The organism is Paenibacillus sp. FSL R5-0623 (genome assembly GCF_037974265.1).
Classification (GTDB): domain Bacteria; phylum Bacillota; class Bacilli; order Paenibacillales; family Paenibacillaceae; genus Paenibacillus.
On record NZ_CP150233.1, the window covers coordinates 4,008,329 to 4,032,969 of the forward strand.

A 24,641-nucleotide genomic window follows, 5' to 3' on the forward strand; every position below is an offset into this window, starting at 1 on the left:
TCGTCTCAGATGATACTTCATTCTGAACTTTGGAAGTGTTTTGTTTATTGGATTGAAAAAAGCCACAGCATGATATGCTGCGACTTTTTCAGGATTGCACTAGTTTACAGGGTCAAGTGTGATCCGACGATAAATGTCCATATATTCTTCAGCAGAGACGTTCCAGCTGTATTCTCCACCCATTGCATTCTTCACAATTTTCTTCCAGTGTTCTGGCTTTTTGTAGATCTCCTCAGCACGCCGAATGGTATTCATCATGTCATGTGCATTAAAGCTTGTGAATGAGAAACCATTCCCTTCTCCAGTAAACTCATTGTATGCCTGCACAGTGTCGTTCAGACCGCCTGTTTCCCTTACGAGAGGCACACTACCGTACCGCAGAGCCAGTAACTGACTAATACCACACGGTTCGAATCTGGATGGCATCAGGAAGATATCACTGCCTGCATAAAACCGACGGGATAACCCGTCGTTGAACTTGATCTGTGCAGACATTTTAAGTGGATAACGATTCGCGGCTTCACGGAACCAGTGTTCATAGGACTGCTCCCCTGTTCCAAGTACAGCGAATTGAATATCATCATAATACAACAATTCATCCAGGATACGGCAGACCAAATCAAGTCCTTTGGAATCCACAAGCCTTGTGACCATGACCATAAGAGGTACATCAGGTCGAACAGGGAGTCCAAGTTCCTTTTGCAGCTCAATTTTGTTTTCCGTTTTCTTGGACAGACTTGTTCTGTATTTCACCGGGATCTTGGTATCTGTAGCCGGATTGTAGCTCTTGGTATCAATGCCATTTACAATCCCGCTGAATCGATCTCCAAGTGAACTAAGCAGTCCGTCCAGACCGTATCCGTAATAAGATGTTTTCACTTCCTGTGCATAAGTTGGACTAACGGTTGTTACATGGTCAGCGTAGACAATTCCAGCCTTCAGGAAGTTGACATTACCGTAATACTCGGCTCCATCCACGGTGTAATATCGATCGTCCAGCTCAAGGATATCACTGAATAACTGATGCGGGAATACCCCTTGATACAACAAGTTATGTATGGTGAATACCGTACGAATATCACTGTAGAATGGATCGTGTCTGTAGTGTGCTTCAAGCACCAAAGGAATCATTCCTGCATGCCAGTCATGACTGTGCAGCACGTCAGGCTTGAACTCAATCTGTGGCAACACTTCGAGAACTGCACGGTTGAAGAAGGCGAAACGCTCGCCATCATCCATATAACCGTACACTCCATCACGCCCAAAATAATATTCATTATCCACAAAATATACTGGAATCCCATCATGAACCAGCATTTCTATTCCACAATAAGGTCTCCGCCAGCCAAGAGGCACATCCGTTGTAATTACGGGCTGTAACACGTCTTTATACTCATCGGGAATCCCCTTGTATTTAGGCATAATCACCCGCACATCTGCCCCGCTCTTCTTCAATGCCAACGGGAGAGCACCGATTACGTCAGCAAGGCCTCCTGTTTTGATAAATGGATGTACTTCAGCAGCAGCAAATAGAATATTCATGCCTTTGTCCTCCTCTTCGGTTTAAGCGTATTGCTTTCATTTTTATTCTTTGTTTTTGAACTGACGGAAGTTATACTCGCAGGTGATTCATCCGTTTTCCGACGCGTGTTCTTTTTTAGAATCACGATGCTAAGCGGAGGCAATACCAATTCGAGACTATGCGGATGCCCATGAAATGGAATCTTTTCGGTAGGCAGTTGCATATCATTAGTAATGCCTGAACCGCCGTAAACGGAATGGTCACTGTTCAGTACTTCGGTATACATACCGGGACGCATGACACCAATCCGGTAACGCTCCCGCTTGACCGGCTGAAAGTTAATGAGCACAAGGAGTGTATCCGCAGGTTTTTTTCCTTTGCGTACGTATGAAATGACACTCTGGTCCTGATCATCCGGAGTGATCCATTCATAACCGTCCAAGGAATGATCAAGCTCCCACAAAGCTTTTTCACTCAAGTACAGGTTAGACAGCTCACGCTCAAACTTATGCAAATTGCGGTGACTGTCATAATCCAGCAAGAACCAGTCCAGTTGATCCTCATCTTTCCATTCGATGAACTGGCCAAAGTCTCCACCCATAAACAACAGCTTTTTCCCTGGGAAAGTCATAAAATAGCCCAGAAAAGCACGCATGCCGGCAAATTTCTGCTCATAGGTTCCTGGCATCTTGTCGAGGAGCGACTTTTTGCCATGAACAACCTCGTCATGTGACAGAGGTAGCACATAATTTTCAGCAAAGGAGTATACGACCGGGAAAGTCAGCAAATGATGTTTGGAAGGACGCTCGTGAAAATCAGATTCCATGTAATCAAGCGTATCGTTCATCCAGCCCATGTTCCATTTGTAGTTGAAGCCCAGACCACCTTCATCTACAGGTAAAGTCACCATTGGCCATGCACTGGATTCTTCAGCCATCATCAATGCATAAGGGAAATACTTGAACACCGTCTCATTCAGCTGCTGCAAAAAAGCTACAGCTTCCTTGTTCTCAAGACCACCTTCATCATTGGTACGATATTGGCCTGGCTGCTTCTCAAAATCAAGCCGAAGCATACTCGTAACCGCATCAACACGGAGTCCGTCAAAATGATACATCTCCATCCAATATAATGCATTGGAGATCAGAAATGAACGAATCTCAGGTTTCGAGTAGTCAAAGCTAAGAGTACCCCAGCCTGGCTTCTCTGCTAACATCGGGTCTGCATACTCATACAAAGGCGTACCATCAAACATACGCAACCCATGAGCATCTTTGGCAAAATGCGCTGGTACCCAATCCAGCAGAACTCCAATTCCAGCCTGATGTAGTGTGTCCACCAAATACATCAGATCTTTGGGCTGCCCGTAACGGCTTGTTGGCGCGTAAAATCCAGTGTTTTGGTATCCCCACGAAAGATCATAAGGATGCTCACTAAGAGGCATCATCTCAACATGTGTATATTTCATTTCCAATAAGTAAGGAACAAGCAAATCAGCCATCTCTCGATAACTGTAGAGGCTTCCATCTTCTTTACGCTTCCAGGTTCCCATATGCATTTCATAAATATGTAGGGGTTTGTTATACAGCCCACGTTGTTTGCGTCTCCAGGCTCCATCATTCCATTTGTACCCTTCGATTGAACTGGTGACAGAGGCTGTCTGAGGTCGAACCTCCGCATGAAACGCATAAGGATCGGCTTTGAGCAATTCTGTTCCGTCTTCCGTTAATATACGGAACTTGTATAAAGTTCCTTCACTAATTTCCGGAAAAAAACGACTCCAAAATCCTGATTCGGGTATCTTATATAAAGGTTCCTTTTCACCTTTCCATCCATTACGGTCCAGAGCCAATCCTACTTCTGCGGCATTTGGTGCCCACACGGTAAAGCGATACCCCTGACGGCCATCGCAGATCTCAGGCTGTGCGCCCAAAATTCGATAACTGTGATGAAGGTTACCTTCATGAAATAAATAAATATGCTCCGGCAATATGTCCGGGTGTGCCAACGGTTGAATGGCCAAGAGATCACCTTCTTTTCAAGAAAATAGATATAACAGTAACCATTACCCCATTCTAGCCAAGTTGAAAAGAAAAATGCGGTGTCTTAGAAAATGTTGTCTTTTTTCTGAATTTTTACAGTAACAATCGTTTCATCTGCTCTACTTTGCGTTAATGATGTACTACAATGCACAATATTTTGGGAGGGAAACGATTATGTTTAATAAAGATTGCATCGCTATGCTGTTGGCGGGAGGAGAAGGGAAGCGATTAGCCCCTTTAACCTCAAGTATCGCAAAACCCGCTGTACCGTTTGGCGGGCACTACCGGATCATCGATTTTCCTCTCAGTAACTGCGTAAACTCAGGGATCGATACTGTAGGAGTATTAACGCAGTACCAAGCGGAATCTTTGCATGATCACATTGGTCAAGGCGAACCATGGGGACATGGTAACTCAAGTCAGGCAGGAATTTCCTTACTTCCATCTTATCATACAGGAAATGACGAATACTTGGGAACGGCGGATGCTATTTATAAAAATATTGACTATATTGATCAGCAAAACCCCGAAAATGTTCTAATTTTGTCGGGTGATCATATTTATCATATGAATTATCGCGAGATGTTGGAGGCTCATCAAGCCAATAATGCAGCAGCAACGATTTCAGTAATGGAAGTTCCATGGGATGAAGCACATCGCTTCGGTATTATGGCTGCTGATGAGAATTTACGTGTAACCGAGTTTGCCGAGAAACCGGCTGAACCAAAAAGTAATCTGGCTTCAATGGGCATTTACATGTTCAAATGGGATTATCTGAAACGCCATCTCTTGGAAGATGCCGCTAACCCTGAATCCAGCCATGACTTCGGTAAAGATGTTATTCCTCAAATGTTGAACGAAAATAATCCCCTCTTTGTCTATAACTTTAATGGTTATTGGAAAGACGTAGGTACAGTTAAGAGCCTTTGGGATGCACATATGGATCTGTTACACAACGACGAAGACTGGAGTCTGCAAAAAGAAAACTGGCCGATGTTTACTCGCGACTGGCGCTCCAAGCCAAGTGCTTACAAAGCAAGACATACAAAGATCGAACATGTTACTTCCATGATTCACGATTCTTGTGCAATCGAAGGTCGTTCGGAGCGTTCCGTTATCTTCTGCGGTGCAGAAGTGGGTAAAGGCTCTGAGATTAAAGACAGTGTCGTTATGCCTAACGCACGCATAGGCCGTGGGGTTCACATCGAACGTGCCATCATCGGTGAAGGGGCAATAATCAAGGACGGTGCAATTGTTAAAGGTACGGCAGATGAAATTGTTGTCGTTGGACCTAACGAGATCGTCTCTGCCAAACCGGCTGTCCGTACGCAACCTGTTCGTATGTTGAAAGAAGTATATGAGAAAAGTGGGCGCCTGCGCACAGGTGAACTTTCTTCATAAGAATATGCAAAAAAGGTGAGCCTTGAATGGCTCACCTTTTTTGTGTTGATATGGATGTTATAAAGCGTAACATGCTAGAGTGTCAGGTAGAAAAATCTTTTATCTTTTAAAACCTTAAGACTTTTCTATATCCGATTTTGTATCGCTTGCTGTTCTCTCATCTGTGACATCAGCATCACCAGACCCGGTTACAGATTCTTCTGTACCCATCTCCTCAGACACAGTCGGTAACGTAACCGTAACGGTTGTACCAGATCCAAGTTCACTCTGCATCGTGATCGTCCCCTCATGCAGTTCTACCAGTTCTTGTGTAATTGCAAGACCTAGTCCCGTTCCCCCATTTTGATGATTAACCTGGAAGAAGCGATCCCGTACTTTGATTAGGTGTTCTTCACTAATTCCAATACCGGTGTCCTGAACAGCTGCAATGATCTGACCATTTTCCTCTTTGACGGACAAGAAGATCCAGGAATTCTCATGTGAAAATTTGATCGCATTATCCACAATGTTTAAGAAGACTTGTTTCAGTCTGTTGCCGTCTCCATGGACATTATAAGCACGCGTCTCGTCCGTTTCTAACTTGAGATGGACCTGTTTTTGTTCCGCTTTGGCCCAGACATTCAACATCGTTTCCTGTACAATTTCACGAATGTTGACGGTTCCTTTGACCAGCTTCATCTGATTCTGCTGTAATTTGGAGAAATCCAGCATCTCTTCAACAAGTCCAATCAGTCGTTCGGTTTCCTTGGAGATAATACCCATACCGATACGAGTTTCTTCCGGATCATAACCGCCTGAATCCAGTGTCTCGCTCCAGCCCTTAATACTGGTCAGAGGTGTTCTTAATTCATGTGAGATCGAAGAGATAAAATCATCTTTGATCTGATTACTGCGCACAATCTCATGTGCCATGAAGTTAAGTGTTGATGCCAATTCGCCCAGTTCGTGCTTATAATTCCCCTTAACCCTGACATCCAGCCGTCCTCTAGCCATTTGGGCAGATACTGCGGTGATGTTGTTAATTGGACGTACAATGGAATTTGCCATACCAATGCTGATGATCAATACTATAGCGAGCACGCCAACACCGACCGCAGCGGCGAGTAGTCCCATATTCAACAGCTTTGAATTCACATCTTCGAGTGAAGTCAGATATCGAATAACATAAGTATTTTCGCCGCCCAGATCAAACTTGTGTGAAACGGCCATGACAGATTCTCCAGTACCTGGTTGTCTTCCAATCCAGCGTCCCATATCCCCATTCAGAGCCTGCATAATATCACTGGTTTGCAGCACAGCACGGTCAGATTCAAAAGCAGTCGAACTCGCCAATACGCGTCCGTTCAGATCCAAAATTTCCAATTCAGTATTGGACAATGCCAAGTTCACAAGGAGTCTAGATAGATTATTGCCATCCTCCGTAGTATTCTCACGAGCGATTGGCTCGAAAAAGTCCTTTGAATTAGAAATGTGGGTACTAATCGTGTTGTAGATACTCTCATAATAATACCTTTGAACTGCCAACATAAATACGAATTCGACCAACAGCAGAGCGAGAAAAACTACAAAGAAATAATGTAGTACGATCTGCCGAGTAATGCCTTTTTTAATCATTGTTCCCGGCCCTTCCATTTGTACCCGTGACCCCATACTGTCTGCAGGTATTCGGGTTCGGAAGGATTGTTCTCAATTTTCTGACGCAAGCGACGAATGTTGACATCCACAATTTTCGGATCACCCATGTACTCTTTTCCCCATACATGATCTAACAATACATCGCGGCTGAGCGGTGTATTTTCTTTTTCCAGGAAAAACTGAATCAAGGAAAACTCCGTTGGAGTCAACTCAATGGCTTCATTCTGTTTCTTGAATTGCTTCGAGATCAGATCCAGTGAAAATGGCCCGGACTGGAACGTAACCTTTGCCGCAGTTTCCCGATGCACGTTCACACGGCGCAATAATGACTGAATACGTGCAATCAACTCTGTTGGGCTGAAAGGCTTGCTAACGTGATCATCTGCACCAACGGAGAGAGCATACACTTTATCCTGTTCCTGAACTTTCGCGGTCAAAAAGATGATGCCCAGACGTTCATTAGTTTCACGGATGCGTCGACAGACCTCAAATCCATCAATACCAGGTACCATGACATCCAGTAGAGCCAGATCAATATCCGGTACTGTCTGCAGTATGCGGAGCGCTTCATGGCCGTCACCCGCTTCAAGCACTTCGAATCCGTTTCTCTTTAAATTAATCACTATAAAACTGCGGATGGATTCCTCATCCTCAAGAATAAGTACTTTACTCATTAAGTTCTCCCTTTCTATTCAGCTGAGAAGTATTGCTCAGTGCATCTTTACCCGCCTCTGATTGTGCTACTCGTGAAGCAATAACCCGATCTTTGGTACGCGTAATTTCCTTCCAGCTTTTACCCTTCTCCTGTTCCCACTTGGAAAGGGTGAAATATTTGATCTCTGCCACGGTTTCGTCCGTATCAATCATTTTAAATCGAATATATTTTTCCTTCTCCGATTTGGTGTCAATAGTAATCTTACCGTACCACTCTGGTTTGAGATTTAGATGAAATAAATCAGCGTCATCCCGGAATTGGAACGAGACAAATTTCTTGCTGTCTTTGCCATCCCATTGGTAATAGGTATAGAACCACAACCTGGAGTCAAAAACGTAATGCTCCCAGCCTTTCGGAGTCTCTTTAAGTCCAAACTCAATAATACCATCATTATCGACATCACCGCTTAAAATTTTGTCATCTCTATACGTTTGATCCGGTGATTTAAAAGCATTGACTAACTTGTTATCCTTAACATACATAATTTGCGAGAAGGAACTCCGATCATCCAGCTCGGCATCCAGTACAATGCCCATCTGTCCTTCAGCGATCTCTCCGCCCAGCGCATTATAAACTTCTTTAACGGTATAATCGGTCTGCACCCGATCCACTTCCTTGAAGCTGCCATCTTCGTACTGGTATAACGCAATCGTTGCAAAACCGCTGTTGTTCAGCGAAATGATAACAAAATCACTCTTGCCATCCCCACTTAAATCCAGCGTGTTCCCCTGCGCATTATCAATAATATATTGATTATACGGAACTCCACCCAAGACCTGCTCCAGTGCCCCGCCCTTGTAGGAATATGCAGTCAGGGCCTTCTGCTCCTGCAGACTTACACCAAGAATAATATCCGGATTTCCGTCATTCGTAATATCCAATACTTTAAAGGATTGCAGCTCATTTCCCGGCACATCAAATGTAAGCTTTTTAACCCATGTGCCTCCCTGCTCTTCCAAAATCATGCCATGGATTCGCACATTCTCATTTGGTGTCTCATAAAAAACAATCGCTTCCCGAGTTCCATCCCCATTCAGGTCTTCTACTCGAATCATACTGGTGTTATTCATATCCTTGGGACGAATCAACGTGCTCTCTGGCGGCAGCTTAACCTGAACCACGTTGTACAGTTTCTCCTTATCGGTGGACATCATTGGTTTTCTCATCAAACCTTTGGGGTCACTTATGACTGTGCATCCGCTTAGAACAGAACCAAGCATGATCGCCATTGTTCCTGCTGCTATAAAGCGTCCCCACCGTGAATTAAACAATCTCATCACTCTTTTCAATAGTTTAAATCTGGTTTTTTTCTTGCTGTGTCAATCTCCGTCCACGAATATCAAAAGCAATCTTTCCGTCTGCCAATCCCCAGATTCGCGTGGCATGTTTCTCAGCAAGTTCAATAGGTAATACTGCAATGACTGTTGCACGTTCTTCTTCACATAATTTGCGCAGCGTTTCCAGCACCGAATCTGCTGTGTGCGGGTCAAGACCAATCACTGGTTCATCAGCCAAAACCACTTTGGCACCATGAGCAAGTGCTCTTGCAATGGCAACACGCTGCTTCTCGCCACCACTGAGCTTCTCTGCTATTTGATGTGCTTTATCAAGTAATCCCAATCCTTCGAGATAATCCATAGCACCCATATAATCATCTGAACGTACCATACCGGTTACCATCCTCCATACAGGAGTCTGACCCGATCGTCCGATTAATACATTTTTAAGCGCCGTACGTCTGGGAAATAGTTCTGGATTCTGTTCCAAGTATGCCCATTCCCGTTTGATTTTCCGTTTTCCGGACCAGCCTTCTTTCAAAATCTCGGCGCCATCCACCGTAAACCGGCCGGAATCCCATTTCTCCATCATAGCCAGACATTTGAGCAGCATGCTTTTACCGCTACCGCTTGAACCAACTACAGCTATCATCTCACCTTGTTGCATATCAAATCGAATATCCCGTAGAACGGGAACGCGGTCCACGCCAACGGATTTACTCAAGTTCTCTACTCTGATCATCGCGATGTCTCCTCTTGTCCATGTTTTTCCCTACCACTAGTGTACTCGGAAATGGACATCAATTTCCATGCGAACACCAGCTTCTATTTTAACACAGATTCGAACTCCGGTTTACGACGAAATAATATACCTGCCACACCGAAAAGAAGGTACATGATTCCGAGCAAGGTGAACATGCTTCCGGGTGAGATCCAGTTGATCATCTGACCACCCAGATTCGGTCCAATAATACTTCCAATCGTGAAATGAAAGGAAGCCACGACGTTGGCTGCAGGCAGCAACACTTTAGGCAAAATATCTGCGGCATAGGCCAGGCCCAGCGAGAAAAAGGAACCGACCAGACCGCCTGCGATTGTTAACAATACAAGCGTCCACCAGAAATGCGTACCTGCGACGGGAACCAGCATGAAGATGATCCCCCCACTGATTCCCGCAAACATCAATATCTTTTTACGCCCATACCGGTCACTCAGCATCCCCAGAGGCAATTGAAGGAACAAACCTCCAATCCCGATAAAGGGAAGCAACGACGAAATCTGATCGGTGTCGAACCCAATACGCAGGCCATAAACGGGGAAGTTACTATTCATGCCGGCCTCCATATATCCGTATAAAAGAGCAGGTAACAGTGCGTACCAAGCCCATGCCAGACTACGACGGAAGCGCCGTTCAGGGAGCTGGCCATGCTCTGCTTTTTCCGGCTTTGTATTCGGAAGCTTCATTAATACCAGTATAAGTACTGCTGCCATACATACGAACAATACCCAGAAAGGGACAGCATCACCGAAGCCAAGCAGCTTGATTCCCAGCGGACCAATGCTGAATCCCAGACCGTAGGACATGCCATATAGCGATATGTAGCGTCCACGTTTCTCAGGTGCCGTAACAAGCAGCACCCAAAGCTGAGCCGCGTAATGCAGTGCGCTGTCTCCTATTCCAACGATCAGACGCAAAATGAACCATATTTTAATATCTGGTAAATACGGAAATAGTATTAAAGGAACCATGACCAATATCAGGCCACCCACAATCAATTTCTTGAACCCAAGTGCTCCCAATAGTCGTTCTGCAACGAGAGTCATGGCAAATGAGCCAATGTACAATGCAGCAGCGTTTAATCCGTTTAAACCTGGTGAAACCCCTTTTTGCTCCAAAAAAATCGAAAGCACAGGCAGCAAAAGTCCCTGACTAATTCCAGCTACCACAATAACCGTAATCAAAATGAGATAATTGGCTGTCGAGTGTGACATTTTGGGGCGAGTAATCGATGACACGAATTCATTCCTCCTGCGAGCACACAAAGAAAAATCGCCATCGCTGACGACTTTCGTATGGTATACATATGGTTTTGAACTGCTATTCAAAGATCGGGGCTTTGCCCCGGACTTGAACATTATAGTGGACAACGCCCTGCAAAACAAGCCATAATAGTACTTAAGTCGCTGCGTACACTTAGATGTGACGGGAGGATTCTGCAACAATATGGCTTATCATGTGAAAATTGATGTTTCACCGATATATGAAATGCTCAACAGCTTTCTGGTTTATGTTACGAAAAAATGGATTCAGCATCTGGATATAGGTCCTGAATGGATTCTGGAAGTGGAAGGCAAACTAAGTTCCAATGTACGAGCTGCGCTCGCACCTGCTGCCACTTGGCCTTTTGATGATTTTGATGTCCTGTTTGCATGGGCTGCGTATCAAAATGATACGAAGGAGAATCGAGAGTTTCTGGACATGCTTGCCAGAATGACAGCGGATGACCTGTATGCACGTGTGTCTCCTCTTCTGCCCGCCCTTACCATAGAAGAATCTACGCGTATTCGGAACAGCTATGTCCCATTATTGCGACTATGGGATCAACACTACTGTCAGAATATAAGTGAAGATCAGCGTGTATGGCTCGAAGAAGATGCTGAAGAAAAACGCGTTTTGCTTGAAAAAATGGGATCTGAACTGCTCATTGAATATGCTACAGCTGGCGTTCTTGTTGAACCGATGCCTGGACTGAACGAAGTCATTCTGTTTCCAACGGTGCATAACCGCCCTATTAATATGTACTGTTTCTATGAGGGTATGATGATCATGCAGTATCCCGTAGATGCACCTGAAGAGAACGAAGACCAACCACCAACATGCCTTTTACGTTTCACCCATGCACTGGCTGATCCAGAAAGACTTCGCCTGCTTCGTTACGTATCGGATGAACCCAAATCCCTCGCTGAGATGTGTGAAGAATTGGGTAAAGATGAAGACACGGTCAAAGATCAGGTGATGGCGCTGCGCATCGCTGGTCTGCTGCGAACTCATCTGCTGGGAAGTAATCGTAAAGAGAAATACAGTATTCGTCCGGATGGCGTATCTGAATTAAATATGTTCCTGGAATCCTATATTCGCATATAATTTAGTTAAACCATTGTGGAGTTACTGGCAACAAGGAGTGAGTTAGATCATGAAAATAATGAAACAACATATTATGTTTGACCTTGATGATACACTCGTATATTGCAACAAATACTTCAACCTGGTTTTGGGAGAATTCTTTGAGAATATGCAAGAGTGGTTTGATGGACATTCTCTGACAACACAAGAGATTCGGGAAAAACAACTGGAGATCGATGTAACCGGAGTGAACAAGCTTGGTTTTGCGAGTCATCATTTCCCGCAATCCCTGATTGATACCTATCGTTATTTCTCCAGCAAGTTCGCCAGATTAACCTCTCCCAGAGAAGAGTCTTATCTGAGTAAATTGGGTATGAGTGTGTACGATCAGGAGGTTGAACCCTACCCTCATATGGTTGAAACACTTGAGAACCTCAAAGGTGCTGGACATTCCCTCTACTTATATACGGGCGGCGAAACCGTGATTCAGCAGCGGAAGATTGATCAGATGAAGCTCTCGGCTTATTTTGATGATCGGATCTATATCCGACAACACAAAAACGTCGAAGCACTGGAAGGCATTCTGTCTAATGGTCCGTTTGATCGTCGGGCAACATGGATGATTGGCAACTCACTACGCACAGATATCATGCCTGCGGTAAAAGCCGGAATTCACAGCATATACATCAAACAGCCGAACGAATGGCAATACAACATCGTAGAACTTCAGCCTAATCCGGAAACATCGATGTATACCATCACTGCACTGGAAGAGGTACCCAAAGTCATACACGAAAATATACAACAGCAGCAACAGAAAAGGACCCTTGGTTAAGGGTCCTTTTGCTGTATGTTAAGTATTAACTAAGATCAAGCATCCTGCTTCTCACCAGATAATTTGCCTGTTACTACGTCCTGCAAAATAATACGTGCCTTCACCGTACTCCCGTCTTTTCGTTTAAACGACAGTACTTGTGTACTGCCCTTCTCAATCAGCGATTTTAACATCGTACTGGTGATTTTTTTACCCGCATACTCTTTCCAGACCACAAATGAACAGCCTTCCTTGAAACGTGAGCATCCATAACCCTTCTTGCCCTCTATAATCTGACCCGTGCAGCCTGGAGAAGGACAAGGTGCCAGTAACTCTCTCACTCCCGAAGAGCTTGCACTTGAGGACGACGACTTGGTGGTCGTGCTTTTCCCACTGCCGGCTCTCGATGAAGATGTCGAAGTCTGACGGGACGTTTTTACAGTCGAACCGCTACTAGCTGTCTTGGCAGGTGTCCTTGTATTGCCGGCTTGGGTTCTTGCTCCCTTGCCTTTTCCTCTACCTCCACGCGAATCTTCCCCAAAAGCATCTGCTGGTGCCGGGGCTTGTACACGCACTTTCTCAATGATGGACAAGGTGAATTTCTTAACGTTCTCCATGAACTTGTCCTGACCCGCCTCACCTTTGGAAATCTGGTATAATCTTCTTTCCCATTGCCCGGTCATCTCAGGTGAAGTTAACAGATCTACACCCGCACGGCGAATCAACTCAATAGCTGTTCTGCCTTTGAGCGTTAACTGCATTTTCTTCCCTTGCAGCGTAATGTAACCTACGTTTTTAAGACGCTCAATTGTCGCCGCACGTGTAGCCGGAGTACCTAGACCACTATCTTTCATCGCGTCTCGTAGCTCTTCATTCTCGATCTGCTTACCTGCACTCTCCATGGCTTTCAGCAATGTTCCCTCGGTATAACTTTTGGGAGGCTGGGTCGCCTTCTCCTTGAACTCACTTTTCGTACATTGAACAGGCAATTCAGGTTGTACAGCAAAAGCCTTGTCCGTCCACTCTTCAGCTTCCTCATCCTCATTGCCGTTTTTCTTGGTCTTCTTCTTGCCTGCACCGCCCTGTTCCTGATCTCCAGAACCGAGAACCACTTTCCATCCGAGGGACAGCAGCTCTTTGACAGATGTCTTAAACTGATGTTTCTCCACTTCGGTGAGCACGGTATGTTGCTTATACTCCGCCGGAGGATAAAAGTGAGACAAGAAACGTCTGACAATCAAATCATAGATGTTCTGCTCTTCCTTGGATAAGGTACCTGGTCGCTTCAAAGTAGGTAGGATCGCATGGTGATCCTCAACCCTGCTCGGATTACATACCCCTTTATTATTCTTATGAACAAGCTCTGGCTTGGCCCCTTGTGCAAGTTCACTATAGGTACCATTTTTAAGCAGGTTTAGCGTTTTGTGCATACCTTCGATATTCTGTTCTGTAACATAGTTGGAGTTTGTCCGCGGATACGAAATTACCTTGTGTTTTTCATACAAGGCTTGTGCGATATCCAGTGTTTTTTTGGCACCATATCCGAACTTGGCATTGGCTTCACGCTGTAAAAGGGTCAGGTCATACAATCGATACGGATACTCCTTCGTCTGCTTTGCTTCGTATTTGGTAATCTGCCCTGTCTTGCCCTTCACACTGGCTGCAATGGCCTCTGCTGCCTCCGCATCGGTCAACTTATCTCCCTGACGCAGTCCCCGGTACTCGACACCTTCCTGCCGAAACCAGGCGGCTACTTCATAAAAGGTCTGTGACTGGAACGCTTCAATCTCTATTTCACGATCGTAGATTAGCGCGAGTACCGGCGTCTGCACACGGCCTACAGACAACAATGCATTATGGCGGGTTGTAAACGCCCGTGAGGCATTCATCCCGATCAGCCAATCGGCTTCACTTCTGGCACGAGCAGCATGGGTCAAATTTTCAAATTCAGAGGCATCCTTCAGACCATCAAAACCACGTCTAATGCTCTCTGCCGTCAAATCCGATATCCATAAACGCTTTACAGGCTGACGCAGCTTCAATTGCTGTTGTATGAGGGCGAAGATGTACTGACCTTCTCTCCCTGCATCGCAAGCATTAACGATCGCTGAAGCCCGTTTTGCCAGTTCTCCAATCATTTTGAGCTGATCTTTAGTCCTCGGATTGGGTACAATCTTGAACTGATCGGGTATGATCGGCAGGTCCGCTATATTCCAGCGTTTGTACTTTGTATCATAGGCATCCGGTTCAGCCAGTCCAAGCAAATGCCCTATCGCCCAAGTGATGATGTAATGCTCACCCTCCAGATATGTGCGATTGTTCTTGGCCTTTGGTTCTATGACGGCGGCAATGGTTCGACCCATGTCGGGTTTTTCCGCTATAACCAGTGTCTTCATCCGTCCATCTCTCCTCCTTCACCGTCCGCATGACGGCAAAAAGGGGCATTCCGCCGACGGAAGCCCCTTGCTTCTGAAACTCATTATATCAGATTTTGGATTCGGGAGCACCTTCCCGAAATGAATTATCCTGCTGCCTGTTCCTTTAATACATGTTTTTGTCTGCACTCTTTGCATACACCCTGGAAATCCAGACGATGATCCGTAACAGCAAAGCCATACTGACGCTCGATTTGTTGTTCCAAACGAAGCAGACCGTCTTCCATAATCTCTTCCACTTTACCACATTCTGTACAGATCAAATGATGGTGGTGATGGGAACCGTCTGTACTTCGCAGATCAAAGCGCGCAGCGCCGTCACCAAAGTTAATCTTTTCAACGACCTGAAGGTCACTCAGCAGTTCAAGAGTTCGGTATACGGTAGCCAATCCAATCTCAGGGAACTGCTCCTTAACCAAGAGAAATACTTCCTCTGCGCTAAAATGATCCTTCTCATGTTCAAGCAATACACGTACAGTAACTTCTCGTTGTTGTGTTAACTTATATCCTTTTTCAACCAATTGATTTTTAATGTGAAAGATCTGTTCTGAAATGGACTTGTCCCGGTTACTTGCCATAGCAGGTCGCACCTCCGGTTTATATTCATTGAATTTTACTTTTATCGTACGGATTCATGGTTTCTGTTAATCCTTATTTATAATCATTATAATATAATAATAAATCTTTATCACATAAAAAGCAATGATATTGATCACACTTACATGAAATATGTAGTCAAATTGGTTAAAATAACAGCAAACAACCCTCGCTGATCGCGAAGGTTGTCATTGATATCTTGTTCTATACTTTTACACCAGAACCGAAGCACCCATCAAGTATTTGTCCACTTCACGAGCAGCCTCACGGCCTTCATTAATCGCCCATACAACCAAGCTTTGACCACGACGCATGTCACCTGCTGCAAATACTTTATCCACATTGGTGTTGTACTTGCCGTAACGTGCCTTAACGTTTGTGCGACGATCTGTTGCAAGACCCAGTTGCTCTACCAACGTTTGTTCCGGTCCATCAAAACCAATGGCAATCATGGCCATCTGAGCCGGGAATACACGCTCTGTACCTGGAATCGGCTGATAAATCTTGCGACCAGTCTCATCCACAATACGCTCGATCTGTACTGTATGCAATTCTTTGAGGTTCCCCTCATCGTCTCCGACAAATTTCGTTGTCATGATGGAGAACTCACGCGGATCTTGACCAAACAACGCTTTGGCTTCCTCTTGCGCATAATCAAGTGTGTATACGTTCGGGAATTGCGGCCAAGGATTGTTAATGCGATCACGCTCCATAGGCGCTTGTGTATGCGTACCGAATTGAGTGATCGTACGACAACCATGACGCAGCGATGTAGCTACACAGTCAGATCCTGTATCACCGCCACCAATGACGATAATATCTTTATCTTTAGCGGACAGATATTGACCATCTTCCAGGTTGGAGTCCAGATAACTCTTAATACTGCCATTCAGGAAATCCATCGCATAATGAACGCCTTTCAAGTCGCTGCCTTCAATATTGAATTCACGCGGCTTCGTTGCACCACCGCACAACACAACAGCGTCATATTCATCCACCAGTTGTTGTGCCGCAATATCTTTACCGATCTCGGTGTTTGTAATGAATTGGATACCTTCTGCTTCGAGCAGATCAACACGACGTTGAACTACTTTTTTATCCAATTTCATCGTTGGGATACCGTACATCAGCAATCCGCCGACACGGTCCGAACGCTCATATACGGTTACCGAGTGTCCTGCTTTATTCAACTGAGCCGCAGTAGCTAATCCCGCTGGACCTGAACCTACCACAGCTACACGTTTACCCGTACGTTTTTCAGGAGGCTCCGGAACCACCCATCCTTCTTCGAAACCTTTTTCAATAATTGCTTCTTCAATCGTTTTGATGGTTACAGGCTGACCAATTAGGCCAACTGTACATGATCCTTCGCAAGGAGCTGGACAGACGCGACCTGTAAACTCTGGGAAATTATTCGTTTTGTGAAGGCGCTCAAGTGCTTCTCTCCACAGTCCGCGATATACAAGATTATTCCATTCCGGAATCAGGTTATGCACGGGGCAACCTGACGTGCCGCCAATCATATCTATACCTGTATGGCAATACGGGGTACCACAATCCATGCATCGTGCACCTTGTGTTCTGAGCTCTTCTTCAGCCATGTGTTTATGAAACTCTTCCCAATCCTTAATCCGCTCCGCTGGCTCACGATCTGCTGGCAGTTGACGTTTGTATTCCATAAATCCAGTAGGTGTAGACATCTTACGTTTTCCCCCATCCGTTCTTGTCTTAATCCCTTCATGTGCATGGTTCTATATGAAATGGATTACTCATTACTTGAGTTTTTGTCTATTGTATCACAAAATCTTCTCGAAGATATTTCAATTATAGTAGCATTTACTGTGCTGAATATTAAATGGATTATCCGCATAATTATTTGTATTTTATACATCATATCTTTCAAGTCTACCCATGGTCAATACCCTTATTTTGGTGTTTAATGTGGTTTTGAACTGCGAAATCTGGTGTGTGTTAAAGAAATAAAAGGTCGAAATGTTAAGTAAATGTCAGATAATTTGTCATCAAATCCAACATATTTTGCTATAAATCGTTCTCGATTCCGAATATCAGACCTGTTTTAGGACTTTACAACGTTAAAACCCCAAGACTTTTACACTTTTTTACTGTTTAATGCTTGGTCGTATGTATATTATACATAAATACCAATTAATCATGTTACATTAATGTTATATGTATTCTAAATTTTACAAGTGACTCATTTTTTTTATAAAAGAAAAGACGCTGTTCACGAATATTTCGCAATCAGCGCCTCTCATCATTCAAATACGACCGAAGTCAGGAATTTCTTATGCCACATTTACCGTTTACGTTCGTAGAATTCGAAGGTATATGCATAAACATTTTTTTCATCCTGTTCGCCTTCAATCTGTTCAATCAGTTCCCATTCGGACCAATCCACTTCAGGGAAAAACGTATCTCCCTCAAAATTCTCATGAATCTTGGTCACCACAAGACGATCTGCAAGCGGCAGGAACTCACGATACACTTGGGAACCCCCAATTACGCACAGTTCCTCACCTTTGGTTACACTCAGCCCTTCTTCAATCGTATGTACGATTTCAGCTTGGTCCACCTTGTAGTTTAGATCTCTAGTCACTACGATATTACGGCGCTGAGGAAGCGGCTTACCACCAAAGGATTCCCACGTATTACGTCCCATGATAATTGTTTTGTTCAGCGTACGTTGTTTAAAAAAGGCCATATCCTTGGGTAAACGCCATGGAATCGAATTATTCAATCCGATCACACCGTTCTCCCCCATTGCCCATACCAGTTCAATACTCAAGGGTAATACACTCCTTCAATCCAAGTCTCTTATCGAGATTGAACACATAATTAGACTGCAATTGGAGCCTTAATGCCCGGATGATGCTGATAGTTCTCAAACTCGAAATCTTCAAACTTATAATCAAAAATAGAATCCGGCTTACGTTTGATTACCAGCTTAGGTAAAGCATAAGGTTCACGCTCCAGTTGAGTTTTAACCTGATCTACGTGGTTGGAATAGATGTGAACATCCCCTCCAGACCATATGAAATCACCCACCTCAAGATCACATTGCTGGGCAATCATATGAGTCAAGAGCGCATAACTCGCGATGTTAAACGGCAATCCGAGGAACGTATCCACGGAACGCATCGTAAGCATACATGATAACTTACCCTCCGCAACGTAAAACTGAAACGCAAAATGACAAGGTGGAAGCTTCATATTATTGATCTCAGCCACATTCCATGCGCTGACAAGGTGACGACGTGAATCCGGATTATTTTTGATCGAATCAATGACTGCGGCGATCTGATCAATTTTATCTCCGTTTGGTGCTTCCCATGTACGCCACTGCGAGCCGTACACCGGTCCGAGATCACCATTTTCGTCCGCCCAATCGTCCCAGATCTTCACACCGTTTTCTTTCAAATAAGATATATTGGTATCGCCACTCAAAAACCATAACAGTTCATGAATAACCGATTTGAGATGAATTCGTTTGGTTGTTACCAGCGGAAATCCTTCGGAGAGATCATAACGGAGTTGTCTGCCAAATACAGATTGTGTCCCCGTTCCTGTACGGTCTCCTTTATGCACGCCGTTGTTCAGAATATCCTGTAATAAATCCAGATAGTTTTTCATGTTGAAATCTCCTCACTGTTATACTACTCCAGAATAGAATTGGCTCGTATATCAATTGAACTAAAAACATTTACACTCTCTTTCCGTCCTCTGCGTTCTCGTGTAAAAATTTAATTCAACTAATACCACCCTATACTACTCTAATCATTATTACAGTGTACCACAAATGAGGAATTCGTTGTATTGTAATCAGCTATACAAATCAAGGTATAACATTTTAAACTTTGCTCTTATTTCAATCAAAAAAGAGACGAATAACGCGTTAACGTTATTCGTCTCTTCTTATATACGTATAATGCCGGACGGATCCGAAGCTTAGATGATCTTAACGGGAGATGATGTGGATCGGGTGACCCATAACCAATTCCGCTGCTTCCATCACGATTTCGCCCAAAGTTGGGTGAGCGTGAATTGTGAGAGCCAGATCTTCCAAAGTTGCGCCCATCTCAATTGCCAAACCAAGCTCAGCAATCAAGTTGGAAGCTTCCAGACCTACGATTTGGCAACCCAATACAAGGCCGCTTTCTTCGTCAGCTACGATTTTCACGAAGCCTTCAGCGTGGTTCAAAGATACAGCACGGCCGTTACCCGCATAAGGGAACTTACCTGCTTTTACTTTGTGTCCTTTTTCTTTAGCTTCTTTTTCAGTGTAACCTACACTGGAACACTCTGGATCTGTGAACACAACAGCTGGCATACATTTGTAGTCAACTACAGATGGTTGTCCTGCGATTGCTTCAGCAGCCACTTTACCTTCATAAGAAGCTTTGTGCGCCAGAGCCAAGCCAGATACGATATCACCGATTGCGAAGATGTGAGGAATGCTTGTGCGACCTTGGTGGTCAACTTTGACAAATCCACGCTCGTCAACGTCAACACCAATCATGTCGAGACCAAGCTCTCCATCCGTGTTTGGACGACGTCCAACAGTTACCAGCAAGTAATCTGCAGTAACTTCTTTGGACTCACCATTTACGGAATATTTAACAGTTACGTCTTTGTCCGTTTGCTCAGCACTTTCTGCTTTTGCACCCGTAACGATTTCGATACCTGTTTTCTTCATGTTTTTAGCCACAAGGCTAGTCATGTCTTTATCGAAACCTGGCAGTACTGTATCCAAACCTTCGATGATTGTTACTTTTGCACCGAATTTGGAGTACATTTGACCAAGCTCAGCACCAATATATCCGCCACCGATAACGATCATGCTTTTTGGTACTTCAGGCAAGTTCAGAGCTTCTGTCGAAGACAGAATGCGTCCGCCAAACGGGAAAGGTTTCAGTTCGATTGGACGGGAACCTGTTGCAATAATTGCATTCTTAAATTTGTAACGTGGAGACTCGTGGTCATTGAATACACGAGCTTCGTTTTCGTTGATGAACATGCACTCACCGTTGAAAACTTCAACTTTGTTGCCTTTGAGCAAACCAGCTACGCCGCCAGTCATTTTCTTAACAACGCCGTTTTTGAACTCTTGAGTTTTGCTGAAATCCACTTTTACGTTCTCAGCAGAGATACCAAAAGCTTCACCGTGAAGTGCAGACTCATATTGGTGTGCAGCAGAGATCAGGGCTTTGGATGGAATACATCCACGGTTCAAACAAACACCGCCCAGTTCGGATTTGTCTACGATCAATACGCTTTGGCCCAGTTGAGCAGCGCGGATGGCAGCTACATAGCCGCCAGGACCCGCACCAATTACTAATGTGTCGATATTGAGAGAAGCGTCGCCTACTACCATATCTTACACCTCCATAACAAGCAGCTCAGGGTTAGCGAGCAGCTGTTTAATGTAATTCATAAAGTTTTGTGCTGTTGCGCCATCGATGATACGGTGGTCAAAGCTCAGGGAAAGAGCCATTACAGGTGCTGCAACTACTTCGCCGTTTTTGATCACTGCTTTTTCGCTGATGCGTCCTGTTCCGAGAATAGCAACTTCAGGGAAGTTGATGATTGGAGTGAAGAACATACCGCCAGCAGAACCGATGTTACTGATGGAGATTGTGCTTCCTCTCATTTCATTCGCGCTCAATTTGCCCTCACGACCACGAGCAGCCAGATCACGGATAGAATCAGCAATCATCCAGATGGATTTACGATCAGCATCTTTGATAACAGGAACGATCAAGCCGTTGTCTGTATCTGTAGCGATACCGATGTTGTAGTATTTTTTGTAAACAATTTCGTTAGCTTCTTCGTCAATCATAGCGTTCAGAGCCGGGAATTGGCGGGATGCCGCAACCAGTGCTTTAACGATGAATGGCAGATAAGTAACTTTTGTTCCTTTTTTCTCTGCAATTGGTTTCATGCGAGTACGGAAAGCAACCAATTCAGTTACGTCCACTTCGTCCATGATTGTAACGTGAGGTGCTGTGTAAGCCGATTTAACCATCGCATTAGAGATCGCTTTACGGATACCTTTGAATGGTACGCGCTCTTCTTCAACGTGTTGATCAGCTGCAGCCGCTGCTGGTGCTGAGGATTTTTTCTCTTCTTGAGCCGGAGCTTCGGAAGATGCCGCTGCGGAAGAACCGCCACCGTTTTTGAAGGATTCAACATCTTCTTTGGTTACTTTACCGTTGTTGCCAGTACCGTTAACCTGAGCGATGTCTACACCTTGTTCGCGAGCAAATTTACGCACGCTTGGTGTTGCCAGAACGTCTTTGGCAGGTACTGCCGGAACGCTGTTGTTGCCGCCTTCTTTAGCTGCATCCGAGCTGGAAGCTGCTGCAGAAGAACCGCTTGTGTCAGCTCCGCCTTGAGCTGCATCTTTCTCTTGCTCGCCTTGATCGCCAGCAGGAGCGTCGTCTTGCTCAGGAAGTTCGCCTTCTGCATCGATGATCGCTACAACTTCACCAACGTGGCAGACTTGACCGTCTTTAGCGAATACTTCTGTAACTGTTCCGTTAACCGGACAAGGTACTTCTACAACCGCTTTGTCGTTCTGTACTTCCATGATGATGTCGTCGTCAGTTACTTTGTCACCGACTTTGATGTGCATCTTGATGATTTCGCCTTCGTGCAGGCCTTCGCCCAATTCAGGGAATTTATATTCAAATTTAGCCAACTGAAAAACCTCCTTGATTATGTGCTCAATCCTGAAAACAACCCTTAACTCCAAGAAACAACTGTTACTGCTAATGCAAATAACTGTTACTCAAGGGGCTAATGGCTGTTTACAGTGCAGCTTGCGCTGCGGTGTGAATCACCATACTGCGCCTTGCGGCATGTCAGATGATTAAATTAGAAATTTACGACTTTGTTAACCGCAGCAACGATACGCGCCGGGTTAGGCAGCCATGTATCTTCGATTTGTGCAAATGGATATACAGTGTCCGGACCAGCTACACGCAGAACCGGTGCTTCCAAGTGCAGGATTGCTTTTTCATTGATTTGGGCAATGACTTCAGCTGCAACACCTGCGCTCTTTTGAGCTTCCTGTACAACAATTGCACGGTTTGTTTTCTTAACGGAAGCAACGATAGTATCGATGTCGATCGGGCTAACCGTACGAAGGTCGATAACTTCAACTTTGATTCCTTGTTTTTCGAGTTCATCCGCTGCTTTCACAGAAGTGTGAACCATCATACCGTAAGTAATGATTGTTACATCAGAACCTTCACGAACAACGTTCGCTTTACCCAACTCAACAACGTAATCTTCTTCAGGCACTTCTGCACGGAAAGCATGGTACAAGTTCAAGTGCTCCATGAAGAATACAGGATCGTTATCGCGAATAGAAGCGATCATCAGACCTTTTGCATCGTAAGGGTTAGAAGGAACAACGACTTTGATACCTGGTGTTTGCGTGAGCAGACCTTCCAGGGAATCTGTATGCAATTCTGCCGCTTTTACACCGCCACCAAATGGTGTACGGAATACGATTGGAGAATTGTATTTTCCACCGGAGCGGAAACGCATACGAGCAGCTTGCACTACCATTTGGTCAAGGGCTTCGAAGATAAAACCAACGAATTGGATCTCAGCAACCGGACGGAAGCCTTGTACACCCAAACCTACAGCCAGACCACCAATAGCGGACTCAGCCAGTGGAGTATCAAATACACGCTCTTCGCCAAACTCTTTTTGCAGACCTTCCGTTACACGGAAAACGCCGCCTACATTACCTACGTCTTCACCGAAAAGCAGAACGTTAGGATCACGTTTCAACTCCACGCGAAGCGCATCACGGATTGCTTCTTTCATGTTCATTTGTGCCATTTGCTTCATTTCCTCCTTAAACATTGACAGTTCACATTTGAATTCGTACATGTATACCGGGACATTAAAGTCGCGGATGTTTATGCTTTATCGGAAAAAACTTATTGGAAATCAGCTTTTTGCTCTTCCAAGTGCTTAGGCGTTTGTTCGAACATGCTGTCGATCAAGCCTGAAATCGTCATTTTCTCGGTTTTTTCCGCTTTTTTGATCTCTTCATTTACTTTAGCTTTGGCTTCTTCTTTCACACGTGCTGTATCTTCTTCAGTCCAAAGACCTTTTTTCTCCAGATATTTAGCGAAACGTGCGATAGGATCTTTAGCAGACCATTCTGCCTCTTCTTCTTTTGTACGATACTTGGAAGCATCATCCGAAAGGGAGTGAGGACGGAAACGATATGTTACTGCTTCGATCAATGTTGCGCCTTCTCCGTTACGTCCACGCTCAGCAGCTTCCTGAACAGCTTTGATAACAGCGAAGATGTCCATACCGTCAACTTTAACACCTTTGATACCTGCTGCTACCGCTTTGTGAGCGATGGACAGAGCTGCTGTTTGTTTAGCAAAAGGAGTTGTGATGGCATAACCATTGTTTTGTACGAAGAAGATAACAGGCAGTTTGTATACACCAGCGTAGTTCAGACCTTCGTAGAAGTCACCTTCAGAAGAACCGCCATCACCTGTGTACGTGATAACAACTTGTTTTTGTTTCTTCAATTTGTAACCCATAGCGATACCCATTGCATGCAGAATTTGTGCACCAATGATGATTTGTGGCATCAATACATTAACGCCATCTGGAATTTGTCCACCATGTTGGTGTCCACGGGAGTACAAGAATGCTTGATAAAGAGGAAGTCCATGCCATACGAGTTGCGGAATGTCACGATAGCCAGGACATACAAAGTCTTCTTTTTCAATTGCAAATTCACTACCAACCATTGTAGCTTCTTGACCAGATACTGGAGCATAGAAACCAAGACGACCTTGACGGCCCAGGTTTACTGCACGGTCATCCCAAGTACGGGTAAATACCATGCGGTACATAATTTCTTTTAATTGATCATCGGAAAGTGTAGGCATCATGTCTTTGTTAATAATTTCGCCGTCAGGAGACAGCACGGACAGAGCTTCTACATCCTCTGTATACACTTCATAAGGAACCTTGCTCATTTTTTTCTTCACCTCAACAAAAAATTTGAATATCAAGT

Annotated in this window: 19 protein-coding genes; 3 read left to right on the top strand and 16 right to left on the bottom strand. The window is 44.6% G+C overall.

All coding sequences use genetic code 11. The annotated features are described in order from the left end of the window. Nucleotides 1-99: 99 nt before the first annotated feature. Together glgA and glgB are read right to left on the bottom strand one after the other, a co-directional pair. Entirely contained in the window at nucleotides 100-1,542 is a 1,443-nt protein-coding gene (glgA, locus tag MKY92_RS17535; RefSeq protein ID WP_339297106.1) for a glycogen synthase GlgA, read from the bottom strand. Next, on the bottom strand, nucleotides 1,539-3,545 hold the full coding sequence (gene glgB / locus MKY92_RS17540) for a 1,4-alpha-glucan branching protein GlgB (protein WP_339297107.1): 2,007 nt from the start codon (nucleotides 3,543-3,545) through the stop codon (nucleotides 1,539-1,541). Before glgB ends, glgA begins: the two co-directional genes overlap by 4 nt. 193 nt (nucleotides 3,546-3,738) lie before the next feature. On the opposite strand from glgB, the gene MKY92_RS17545 reads away from it, so the two are divergent. Then, a complete protein-coding gene (locus tag MKY92_RS17545) occupies nucleotides 3,739-4,965 on the top strand; it encodes a glucose-1-phosphate adenylyltransferase (RefSeq protein WP_339297108.1) in 1,227 nt (408 codons plus the stop codon). A 114-nt stretch (nucleotides 4,966-5,079) separates the two neighbouring features. Here MKY92_RS17545 and MKY92_RS17550 read toward each other — a convergent pair whose 3' ends face one another. From MKY92_RS17550 to MKY92_RS17570, 5 genes are all read right to left on the bottom strand, one after another. Further along, nucleotides 5,080-6,579 (bottom strand): HAMP domain-containing sensor histidine kinase, encoded by a 1,500-nt coding sequence (locus MKY92_RS17550; RefSeq protein WP_339297109.1) that lies wholly within the window; start codon nucleotides 6,577-6,579, stop codon nucleotides 5,080-5,082. Next, entirely contained in the window at nucleotides 6,576-7,274 is a 699-nt protein-coding gene (locus MKY92_RS17555) for a response regulator transcription factor (RefSeq protein WP_017688086.1), read from the bottom strand. The genes MKY92_RS17550 and MKY92_RS17555 overlap by 4 nt, the downstream gene beginning before the upstream one ends. Continuing rightward, nucleotides 7,267-8,595: a hypothetical protein gene (locus tag MKY92_RS17560; RefSeq protein ID WP_339297110.1), complete on the bottom strand. Its 1,329-nt coding sequence runs from the start codon at nucleotides 8,593-8,595 to the stop codon at nucleotides 7,267-7,269. The genes MKY92_RS17555 and MKY92_RS17560 overlap by 8 nt, the downstream gene beginning before the upstream one ends. Before the next feature lie 13 nt (nucleotides 8,596-8,608). Further along, nucleotides 8,609-9,334: an ATP-binding cassette domain-containing protein gene (locus tag MKY92_RS17565; RefSeq protein WP_091020744.1), complete on the bottom strand. Its 726-nt coding sequence runs from the start codon at nucleotides 9,332-9,334 to the stop codon at nucleotides 8,609-8,611. An 83-nt stretch (nucleotides 9,335-9,417) separates the two neighbouring features. After that, on the bottom strand, nucleotides 9,418-10,584 hold the full coding sequence (locus MKY92_RS17570) for an MFS transporter (RefSeq protein ID WP_339301833.1): 1,167 nt from the start codon (nucleotides 10,582-10,584) through the stop codon (nucleotides 9,418-9,420). 232 nt (nucleotides 10,585-10,816) lie between these two features. On the opposite strand from MKY92_RS17570, the gene MKY92_RS17575 reads away from it, so the two are divergent. Next, the gene (locus MKY92_RS17575) at nucleotides 10,817-11,737 is read left to right on the top strand and encodes a helix-turn-helix domain-containing protein (protein ID WP_339297111.1); all 921 of its coding nucleotides are present in this window, start codon (nucleotides 10,817-10,819) and stop codon (nucleotides 11,735-11,737) included. Between the two features lie 49 nt (nucleotides 11,738-11,786). Next, on the top strand, nucleotides 11,787-12,551 hold the full coding sequence (locus tag MKY92_RS17580; protein ID WP_339297112.1) for an HAD family hydrolase: 765 nt from the start codon (nucleotides 11,787-11,789) through the stop codon (nucleotides 12,549-12,551). Between the two features lie 35 nt (nucleotides 12,552-12,586). Here the strand turns inward: MKY92_RS17580 and MKY92_RS17585 are convergent, their stop codons facing one another. The 9 genes from MKY92_RS17585 to pdhA form a co-directional block, all read right to left on the bottom strand. Beyond that, nucleotides 12,587-14,926, bottom strand: coding sequence for a DNA topoisomerase 3 (locus MKY92_RS17585; RefSeq protein WP_339297113.1), 2,340 nt, complete (start codon nucleotides 14,924-14,926; stop codon nucleotides 12,587-12,589). A gap of 125 nt (nucleotides 14,927-15,051) precedes the next feature. After that, on the bottom strand, nucleotides 15,052-15,543 hold the full coding sequence (locus MKY92_RS17590) for a Fur family transcriptional regulator (RefSeq protein ID WP_036613667.1): 492 nt from the start codon (nucleotides 15,541-15,543) through the stop codon (nucleotides 15,052-15,054). A 231-nt stretch (nucleotides 15,544-15,774) separates the two neighbouring features. Next, nucleotides 15,775-17,262, bottom strand: a complete 1,488-nt coding sequence (locus MKY92_RS17595) for a glutamate synthase subunit beta (RefSeq protein WP_150366716.1) — start codon at nucleotides 17,260-17,262, stop codon at nucleotides 15,775-15,777. Between the two features lie 617 nt (nucleotides 17,263-17,879). Next, on the bottom strand, nucleotides 17,880-18,368 hold the full coding sequence (locus MKY92_RS17600; protein ID WP_221821633.1) for a dihydrofolate reductase: 489 nt from the start codon (nucleotides 18,366-18,368) through the stop codon (nucleotides 17,880-17,882). Between the two features lie 50 nt (nucleotides 18,369-18,418). Next, complete coding sequence (gene thyA, locus MKY92_RS17605) at nucleotides 18,419-19,213, bottom strand: thymidylate synthase (RefSeq protein WP_339297114.1); 795 nt, start codon at nucleotides 19,211-19,213, stop codon at nucleotides 18,419-18,421. Nucleotides 19,214-19,538: 325 nt separating this feature from the next. Further along, nucleotides 19,539-20,954, bottom strand: coding sequence for a dihydrolipoyl dehydrogenase (lpdA, locus tag MKY92_RS17610; protein WP_124115257.1), 1,416 nt, complete (start codon nucleotides 20,952-20,954; stop codon nucleotides 19,539-19,541). A gap of 3 nt (nucleotides 20,955-20,957) precedes the next feature. Then, entirely contained in the window at nucleotides 20,958-22,280 is a 1,323-nt protein-coding gene (locus MKY92_RS17615; RefSeq protein WP_339297115.1) for a dihydrolipoamide acetyltransferase family protein, read from the bottom strand. Nucleotides 22,281-22,456: 176 nt separating this feature from the next. After that, nucleotides 22,457-23,434, bottom strand: a complete 978-nt coding sequence (locus MKY92_RS17620; protein WP_076210115.1) for an alpha-ketoacid dehydrogenase subunit beta — start codon at nucleotides 23,432-23,434, stop codon at nucleotides 22,457-22,459. A gap of 101 nt (nucleotides 23,435-23,535) precedes the next feature. Then, a complete protein-coding gene (gene pdhA, locus MKY92_RS17625; RefSeq protein WP_339297116.1) occupies nucleotides 23,536-24,603 on the bottom strand; it encodes a pyruvate dehydrogenase (acetyl-transferring) E1 component subunit alpha in 1,068 nt (355 codons plus the stop codon). Nucleotides 24,604-24,641 lie beyond the last annotated feature (38 nt).